This window comes from Streptomyces sp. NPDC017529 (assembly GCF_044329785.1).
GTDB lineage: Bacteria > Actinomycetota > Actinomycetes > Streptomycetales > Streptomycetaceae > Streptomyces.
In genome coordinates, this window is the sequence record NZ_JBIRJY010000035.1 from 36,129 (window position 1) to 44,916 (window position 8,788).

An 8,788-nucleotide genomic window follows, 5' to 3' on the forward strand; every position below is an offset into this window, starting at 1 on the left:
CAGGACGCTCCCGCCGCCGCGAGGCCGGCCTCTGACTCAGCTCCACCTGAAGGAAGCGTTGTTGTTATAGGTGTTCTTCAGGCGGGACATGAAGCTTCCCGCGCCCAGGCGGTCAGATGCACCCTTGTAGCCGCTGTTGAAGTACATCGTGGCGGAGTACTTCGAGTGGGCATTTGACGCAGAAGCAGCATTATTCTTGACCGATTTCCCCGCCCCGGTCCCCCCAGGGCAGAACCTCAGCGGGTTCCCCGAGGGCCCGTCCCCGACGCCAATGTATACGTGGCCGAAGTCATAGACCGAGTAACCGATATTACGGAACGCGCCCGTGTGCCCGGAGTTGTAGAAAATGTGGAACTTGAAAGTCGAGTTACCGGGAGTCTTGTAGCACGTTTCCATGCTCAACAAGTTCGACTCTTCGTTGCTGCCCGCGTAGGCGGCAGGCGCCCCCATTCCCCCAATGACGGCGGCACCAACCGCGCCGCAAATCGCCAAACGAATATTCCGGTTAGAGTTTTTCACCGTGAATCTTTTCTGCAAATTTCCAAATATTGAGCAGCCGCGTGAAGTGCGAGTTGATCCGTGAGCGCAGGCCCGTTCTGTCGCAGCTATGCGCCATCGAAGCGGACACGCCGAAAACATGCCTGCCGGAAAACGGCATACGCGAAATCCCCACCCGTCGTCCCGGTGTGCACCGGAGGTACGACTGCGGCCCTGTGGTCGGCAGGGCCGCAGTCGACATTAGGTGCAGGTGGCACTCATCCCAACCGGGCAATGCGTGTGCTATGCGTCAAAGCGGACACAAGATCGACATCGCAGAATGGGGCTCGTCACGGTTACGTCGCTTTTGACTACAAACCCGCAACGGCGCAGTCACAAACTGACGCACACCGGATCTGACAGCGTGTCCGACCTGGCCAGAACGTGCTTGATAGATCCGGTGTCGCGTGCAGCGGACGGCACCGGCGCGCCGTCGAACGCGTCATAGCCAGGTGTCCGTATCCCAGTCGGCGACCTTCAACGCGGTGGTCACCTGCAGTTGGGTGTCTCCTGCGCGAACACCGGCGGCATCGTCATCGCGGGCAGTCGCGCGGATCAGCCGGTCGCGGATCGCCCTCCGAGCTGCTCCATGATCTGGTCCACGATCGTTTCGCGCACCAAGCTCCGTTGGTCGCTGACCGTGGACCGGGCCGAGCGGGACGCCCTGCGCCGCCTGGCCGCAGGATGCGGCCACACCTCCGTCGAGTACCAGCCCGTGTAAGGCCGGACCGGCAGCCTGCGGCTGCCGGTCCGGCCCTGCGGTCCTGCGTGTCCTGCCGCCGCGAAGGACCGCTCCTGTACGGGCTCGCCCAGTGGCGGGGCCGGAACGGCAGCGAGGCCCGGCAGGCAGCATCGCCTTCGTGATGGGCGCCTGCCGGGCCTCGGAGCAGCTCCGGCCGGGTCCGGAGAGTGTTCAGCCAGCCGTCCTGATTGTCGGAGAGTGCGGCCAGGTACGGCGCGACCCGGACCTTCGGGTCGGCATCGAGGTGGCGGGCCAGCAGCAGAGTGAGGTCGCTCCAGTGCTGCAGAGCCGGGCCGCGGCGCGGGGGCAGGCCCCCGGCCAGGTCGAGGCCGAACAACGCGTGGGCGATGCCTTCCTTGCTGCGGAAGTGGAAGTACACCGCCCCCGCTGCCACGCCGGCCCGGGCGGTGATCTGGGAGATGGACGCGCCGCCGTACCCGCGCTCGATGATCACCTCGGCGGCTGCGGTCAGCATGGTGTGCCGTGTGGCCACTGCCCGCTGGCCCCCATCGCCTCCGGCAGGCCGAGCTGGACGGCTACTCCGCGTCCCAGGCGCAGATCCAGCCGGCTCCCCGCATCGCCTTACGGCCCTTCGCCGGGCCCGCCCCGGCCGTACGCCCGGATCCTCCGTCCCGCCGGCTGACCGCGCTACTGGATGCCTGCCACGAACTGGAGCGGGGGAAAGGGCGGCCGGTCGAGGTGCGCCACAAAAACTCTGTCTTCCCGGCGCACTTGACCCCGCATCGGCCGGTGATCCACAACAACGGAGCCTACGGTGTGTCCAAGGCCCCGCTCGTCCACGCGGCGCGCAGCGCCTTCTTGTCCACCTTGCCGACCTTGGTCGTCGGCAGCTGGTCCAGCAGCACCGTCTTCCGGGGCGTGTACAACTCCCCCAACTCGGCGGTCACCGCCGCGCTGACCGCCTCCGGGTCGACGTCAGCGCCGCCCTCGGCCGTGGCCAGGAATATCTGTACGGCCTCCCCGTACTCCTCGTCCGGCACACCCAGCGCCGCTGCGTTGCGCACACCGGGCAGCGTGAGCAGGAAATCCTCCAGGACCCGGGAGTAGACGTTGTCGCTGGTGCGGCCGGTGACGATGATGTCCTTGGCTCGGTCGACGAGATAGAGGTACCCCTCGGCGTCGAGATAGCCCATGTCCCCGGTGCGCAACCAGCCGTCGTGGAGCGCCGCCGCGGTGCGCTCCGGGTCTTCGTAGTAGCCGAGCATCACCGTCTCGCCGCGGACGCACACCTCGCCGACCTGCCTGACGGGCAGGGCCGCCGTGCTGTCTTCACCACGGATCTCGACCTCGACGTCGGATATCGCGCAACCGCAGCTGCGCCAGAGCTCGGGGCGCCGGGCTCCCTCCGAGGCGAGATCCTCCGCACCGAACGCGGTGATGCCGAGCGCCTCCGATTGCCCGTAGCCCTGGCTGAGTACGGGACCGAACACTTCGACCGCCTGCTGCAGCCGGCTGGGCGACGTGGCCGCACCGCCCACGACGATCCGCCGCAGCGCGGGCAGGACGCCCGGCTCGCACTCCGGGTGGTCGAGAACTGCGTACAGCATGGGCGGTACGAACATGGTGGCGGTGATCCGCTCCTCGCGCAGTACCGTCAGCGCCGCGCCCGCTTCGAACTCGGGCAGCACGACGAGGACGGATCCCGTCACCAGAGCCTGAAGCGAGGTGAGGTGGCCGCTGCCGTGCGTGAGCAGCGTGGAGGCGAGCACCCTGTCCGTGCCTGGGTTCATGGTCGGGAAGAATGCGGAGCCGGAGTCCTGCGGGGCGTCTTCCACCAGGTCCACCAGCACGTTGTAGAGCCGGTGGCTGTGCGCGGCGAGCTTGGGGCGGCCCAGGGTTCCGCCGGTGTAGAGGACGGTGACGGCTTCGTCCGCTCCCGGGCCTGGCACGCCTTCGGGTCGCACGGCCGGGCACTGGGCCGCCAGAGCCAGCAGGTCCGTGCACTGCTGCTCACAGGGGCCGAGGCTGAGTAGTACGGGGGCGTGGACGCTGCGGTCGGCCGCGTCGGCGGCCCGCCTCGCGAAGAGCGGGTCGGTGACCACGGCGCGCGCCCGGGACTGCTCGACCAGCGCGGCGAGCTCGCCGGGCCCCGGCTCGGGCGGCAGGAACACGACGCGGCAGCCGATGAGATGGACGGCGAGCTGCACCAGGACGGAGTCCACGCGGTTGGCCAGGAACAGTCCCACCCCATCGCCGGGCGCGAGTCCCTGCTCGCGCAGTGCATGCCCCAACCTGAACAGCCGCCGCCGAGCCTCCCCCCTGGTCAGCCGCTGCGCTCCCTGGACGAGAGCCTCGGCGTCCTCGTCCTTGTACCAGTGCTCCAGAATGCGGTCCAAGTACGTCCGCGGCTCGGATGTTTCCCGTGCGTTAACAATCACCGACACATCCAAACATGCTGCTCAGAAGCTGTGGCCTCACGGGGGGGGCCGCCTTCGTCCATCAGCTGGCGCAGTACCATGCCCATTCCTTGAGGAAAATTCGGTATTCGCAGGTCAGCTGAGCGCTTGAGAGAGCGCGCGGAACGCCCATCATCATGCGGGGAAACGCTCCCCGTGGTGTGGTCCCAGCAGGCCCTTGCGCGGAGACCGACGGGCCGACGGCAAGGTCGGCCCGACGCGCCGCGTGAACCACAGGCCGCTGCCCTGCGGGGGCGTGGAATGCCCATGACCAGAATCTTCCATAGACGGCCTGCCTGGCCCTACAGAGTGCACACGCCATCCTCACGTGCTCTTCAGCAGCCGAATCTTCATCCACGTTTTCATCAAGCCCGGCGCGAGGCCCGTATGGCGTGCAGCAGGGCATCTGCGGCCGGTTCGGGTTTGGCCATCTGCCACCAGGCGCGCGCGAGGTCGGTGTGCATCCGGGCCTTGCGCTCGGGCGTGGGGAACTGGCCCTCGCGCAGGTTGGCTCCGGCTTCTAGGGCGGCGCCGGCGTCACCGAGGGCCCAGTGGACGCCGACGGCGTACAGGGCGACGGCCGCCGAGGTCAGCGGAAACAGGCGCTGGCGCGGGGCCTGTGCGGGCAGGAGGCGGCCAGCGCGCTGGGCTTCGCCGATCGCGGCCAGGGCCTGACCTCGGTCTCCTGCGCGGGCCGCGCTGTACGCCTGGGTGCAGAGCATCTGGGCGTACGCGGAGGTCTGCGCGCTGTTGGTGAGTCCGGTGCCTTCGACTGGGCAGCGGCCTTGAGGATCAGGCGTTGGGCGGCGGCGGGTTGGTCCTGGTGGCGCAGAACGATGCTCATTTCGCGCGCGGCGGCCGCGGCGGCGAGCGGTGAGCCGGAGAGGTCCGCGTAGACGGTGGCGCGGTCGGCGGCCTGGCGGGACTGCTGGTAGCGGCCGATCTTCGTGAGGACCTGGGAGAGCAGGCTGTACGTGGTCGACAGGCGGGCCAGGGCCAGTTCCTGCCGGGAGCGGGCGGCCACGTGCGCGTCACCGAGCAGGCCGGGCAGCGCCTCCAGAAGCCGGGCGTGCTGGCCGGCGTCGAACAGGCCGCGGGCGCGGGCCAGGCGCTGGTCGAGGGGCGCGGCGGAGCCGCTGGGATCGGGGACGCCCGCCAGCGCGACGTCGACGCCGATCAGGAACTGCGCGGGGGCCGCGAGTCCGGCGGCGGCGAGCAGGGTGCGGCGGCGCATCGGGTCCTCCTCGACTCGTGGACCATCAGGCGACACCCTAGTGGCCGGTGAGCCGTCGAGGGCGAGCGACGCGGTCAGAACATCCGTCGGGACGCCCACCTCTTCGGCGGCGCGTCGCAGCAGACGCAGATCGGCGGGACAGTGGCGGGCTTCGAGCCGGGAGACCGTGGATGTCGAGCACCCCAGACACCCGCCAAGGTCCTCTTGCCGCCACCCCCGGGCGGTGCGTCCGATCTTGACGAGCCCGCCGGCGTGCCGGGCGGCGACAAGGGATCGGACCTGATCGGAGCACCACAGAGCGTCGCCGGACACAGCACCTCCCGCGCGCCAGGGGCCGGGGCCCGTTCCACGGTAGTGACCGTTCGTGCCCGCGTCGACGCCGTGTGCAGCATCCGCAAACGGTCTGCACAGCACGCAAGTTGACCTTTGTGCCGACTCGCGCGAAAGTGTCCTGCGCCTTTGCGGTTCGTGTTCCGGCTACCTCGCACCCGCTGCGACACACGGCCTGGCGTAAGCCCACGTCAGAGACCCTGCTATCAGGACACCGGCGCGAGAGGCCCACGGACGCTGAGCTGCGAGTCGGCACCTGGCGTACTGCCCAACCTTCGACCGCTGGGCGCAATCGATGAAAAGCGCCGGGGAATCTGCCGCCCGCCCGTACAGCTCGACTGCGAAGTCCGGGTTCCGCCAGCCTCGATGCCCGGCCGGGTGGCGGTCTTGCCGTGATAGCCGAGTGCTCGGTGCCCCCTGAGCTGACCGCTAATTCCTTGTTACTGAGGTTGTGGGCGTGATGTCGTCGTGGCGCTGCGCGGTCGCGACCCGTATGTCGACCCCGCTCAAGGGGTTGAGCCGCCCGTGCGTGGCCCGGCCTGGTGCGGCTGCCCCGGGTAGAGGTCCGGTCGGATGCCCGGCGCGGTGATCCGCGCCGGGCGCCCGAGCAGGGTCAGAAGTATGAGCCCTGCGCAAGGGTGTAGTGGAAGCGCCGGTTGAACGCCTCCAGGCTGTTGTATTCCCCGCCGCCGAAGCGAATGGTGGTGAGGATCGTGTCCGGCTCAGGGTTGAGGGCGGCGTGGAGCCACTCCGAGACGTCGCTCCAGTCGTTCTCCATGTTCACTTGGTTAGTCGACAGCCGTGTTGCCGACCCCGACGCGTAACTGCGGATGTTGTTGCCCACCGTGATGGCGATGTCCTGGAACCGGGCCGCTTCGGAGACAGCCTGAATCAGGATGATCAGTTGGGCCTGGAAACCAGCCTGCTGGGTAGCGGTCATCCTGTGGCTGTATCCGTGCACCGCGCGGATGGCGTCCGCGATCGTGTAACCGTTCATTCCCACTTCGGCGCGCCTGTAGCTGCCGAGTGCGTCGTAGGTCGAGTTGAAGCCGAAGTCGGTGACCGCGGCCGGAGTGCCGTTGCGCTGCAGGATGGCCTGCATCTCGGCGCGCTGGTCACGGAAGCCGACCAGGCCGGTCACGGAACCACTCTGCTGGCTGGGTGACCACACACCCATCGTGTAAAGGTTGTCGGAGCGCACGTAGAGGGCAGCGTAGGGCTCGTTGCCGTTCATGAGGCGTATCTCGACGGCGCGTGCCCCCTCCGCTCGCAGCCGCTCAGTGGCGCCGACGCCGTTCCCGACGCGGTGGCCAGCGGCGGTCCGCAAGGCGCCGATCATGCTCCAGTAGCGACTGTAGGCATCCTCCATGTTCCCATCCAGCAGGCTTTGGACGTTCCAGATGATCTGATGACGCGGGCGCGTCGTGTCGGCATGGGCGGAGGGGGCGGCCAGTCCAGCCAGGGCCAGAACGGCGAGCGAAGCTGCCAGTATGCGCGCGAGCGCGGCGCGCAGAGTTGACATCACGGTTGAGTCCTTCGGTAGGGGTGCGTTGGACGAGCGGCCGTGCCCCCAGCGGCGGCACGAATACGGGTGATTCGGGTAAGACCTCGGCTCGGCAGCCGTCCTGTCGGCGGATCCGTGCCGAGCAGAGATCACTGTGGAGACGGAGGACGATGAAGGGGATTGCCGTTCCCCAGCGGACATCCCTGAGCCTGCCGTGCCGATCTAACGGACACCTAACGTCGGCGCTAACACCCCTCCCGCCTCGGCTTCACCCGGCCGCACGGCCCGCCTCCGGCGCCCTGAAGAGAGACCGGATCCAGCTGCCGACTCGCAGCTCAGCGTTCTTGGGCTTCTCGCGCCGGTGTCCTGATAGCAGGGTCTCTGACGTGGGCTTACGTCAGGCTGTGTGTCGCAGCGGGTGCGAGGTAGCCGGAACACGAACCGCAAAGGCGCAGGACACTTTCAAGCGAGTCGGCACTTTGACCCGTATCTCGGTCAGACCCCTTGGGGGTCCGGCGCATCTCGTCGGTGAAGGTCGATCTGTACGCGGCGATCCGCCGTGACCACCGTGATGGTCTGTCGGGGCGTGCGCTGGAGCGCAAGTACAGGGTGACTCCCGGGCGGCCCTTCCTCGTCGCCATGTGAGCACAACCCTCCACCCGGCTCGGGAGTCATGTTGATCAGTGTCGTCACAGCTCCCGACCGAGAGGTACCCGATGTTTCTTCGCCGCGCCCTGACCACGGCCCTCGCCGCGGCCGTTCTTCCGGCGGCTGCCCTGGTGGCGGCCCCCGACGCGTACGCGGCCGGGCAGGCCGGAGAGGAACTGCCCAGCTGTTACGACGTCTCCACCGCGAACGGTGACTACGAGCAGAAGACCATCAAGCTCGTCCAGACCGACGCCGACGGCCCGGTCGTCCGGGGCGGGGGCTGGCGGTCGTTCCGGGCGACGGTGACCAACATCAGCAGCGCGACCCTGAAGACGCTCGACATGTCCGTCTACGCCTGGCGGCAGGTGGAGGACGAGGACCCGGTGATCGGCGGGTTCATCGCGTTCGAGTACAAGTCCAAGAAGACCGGCAAGTGGACTCCCGTGGACCGCGCGTCCTCCCGCTTCGTGACCGACGGCGTCGTGAAGTCCGGGAAGCCGGTGACGTACGACCTCCGGCTGCGCGCCACGGCCGACCTGCCGGCGCACATGACCTGGGGCGACGTCAGCGTGAACGCCTCCTTCGTGGACCGCTACCGCTTCCCCGACGGCCGGGTGATCTCCTGCAGGGCAGGCGAGACGGGCCAGAACAAGATCGACATCACGGACGCGACCGCCGCCCGGCCCACCGGCCCCGCCCGCACTTCGCCGCGGATGGGCTGAGAAGCGGCGCACCCGTTGCCGACTCGCAGCTCAGCGTCCGTGGGCCTCTCGCGCCGGTGTCCTGATAGCAGGGTCTCTGACGTGGGCTTACGCCAGGCTGTGTGTCGCAGCGGGTGCGAGGTAGCCGGAACACGAACCGCAAAGGCGCAGGACACTTTCAAGCGAGTCGGCGCCAGCCAGGACTCATACCCGACGTGCCCGCCCGTCGTCGCCGACCACCACAGCCCCGGCAGGTTGCGCTGCCGCCGGTACGACGCGAAGGCCCGCACGGGAAGGGCGTGCTCGAACGGCACCGCCCACGCGTCCGCCAGCGGGCGCCGTAACTCCGCCCCTCCGGGGCGACGTACGCGACCTCGAACTCATCCGCCGGCGGCCCGGCGGAACCGCCCGGCCGGACCTCTAACGCATGCACCACGTCCGGCTAACCCCGCCCCTCACCGCAAGGTAACTCTTCAGTCGGCAAGATCCCCCGCAAAGTGCAGCTTCAATCCGCAGACTTCGACGTCACTGGACAAAGGACTTGTCCTTTCTTCCCCGATCCTGCATGCGCGTGCTATGGCTAGAGGTTGTCCCGTATGGGGTGTGAGTTATCCCGTGAGGGCCAGGTTGTGCAACCGGGCGATGCCGAGCATGGCCTGGTGAACTCCGTCGCCC

At 68.4% G+C, this 8,788-nt stretch carries 6 protein-coding genes and 2 pseudogenes; 2 read left to right on the forward strand and 6 right to left on the reverse strand.

Annotated elements, in window-relative coordinates; all coding sequences use genetic code 11:
• Positions 1-36: 36 nt before the first annotated feature.
• Positions 37-519, reverse strand: a complete 483-nt coding sequence (locus ACH4K4_RS37735; RefSeq protein ID WP_398174569.1) for a hypothetical protein — start codon at positions 517-519, stop codon at positions 37-39.
• Between the two features lie 607 nt (positions 520-1,126).
• On the opposite strand from ACH4K4_RS37735, the gene ACH4K4_RS37740 reads away from it, so the two are divergent.
• Positions 1,127-1,258, forward strand: a complete 132-nt coding sequence (locus ACH4K4_RS37740) for a hypothetical protein (protein ID WP_398174585.1) — start codon at positions 1,127-1,129, stop codon at positions 1,256-1,258.
• A 367-nt stretch (positions 1,259-1,625) separates the two neighbouring features.
• Here the strand turns inward: ACH4K4_RS37740 and ACH4K4_RS37745 are convergent.
• The 5 genes and pseudogenes from ACH4K4_RS37745 to ACH4K4_RS37765 form a co-directional block, all read right to left on the reverse strand.
• Positions 1,626-1,754, reverse strand: a pseudogene (locus tag ACH4K4_RS37745) (TetR family transcriptional regulator); the annotation flags it as partial.
• A gap of 295 nt (positions 1,755-2,049) precedes the next feature.
• Positions 2,050-3,636 carry a class I adenylate-forming enzyme family protein gene (locus ACH4K4_RS37750; protein WP_398174573.1) on the reverse strand — a complete coding sequence of 529 codons (1,587 nt, stop codon included), beginning with the start codon at positions 3,634-3,636 and terminating at the stop codon, positions 2,050-2,052.
• Between the two features lie 649 nt (positions 3,637-4,285).
• Positions 4,286-4,930: a hypothetical protein gene (locus ACH4K4_RS37755; RefSeq protein ID WP_398174588.1), complete on the reverse strand. Its 645-nt coding sequence runs from the start codon at positions 4,928-4,930 to the stop codon at positions 4,286-4,288.
• A 138-nt stretch (positions 4,931-5,068) separates the two neighbouring features.
• Positions 5,069-5,344: pseudogene (locus ACH4K4_RS37760) on the reverse strand (hypothetical protein); the annotation flags it as partial.
• Positions 5,345-5,873: 529 nt separating this feature from the next.
• Complete coding sequence (locus tag ACH4K4_RS37765; RefSeq protein WP_398174582.1) at positions 5,874-6,782, reverse strand: ribosome-inactivating family protein; 909 nt, start codon at positions 6,780-6,782, stop codon at positions 5,874-5,876.
• A gap of 698 nt (positions 6,783-7,480) precedes the next feature.
• Between ACH4K4_RS37765 and ACH4K4_RS37770 the strand changes: the two genes are divergently transcribed.
• The gene (locus ACH4K4_RS37770; protein WP_398174576.1) at positions 7,481-8,134 is read left to right on the forward strand and encodes a hypothetical protein; all 654 of its coding nucleotides are present in this window, start codon (positions 7,481-7,483) and stop codon (positions 8,132-8,134) included.
• The last annotated feature ends 654 nt before the right edge of the window (positions 8,135-8,788 follow it).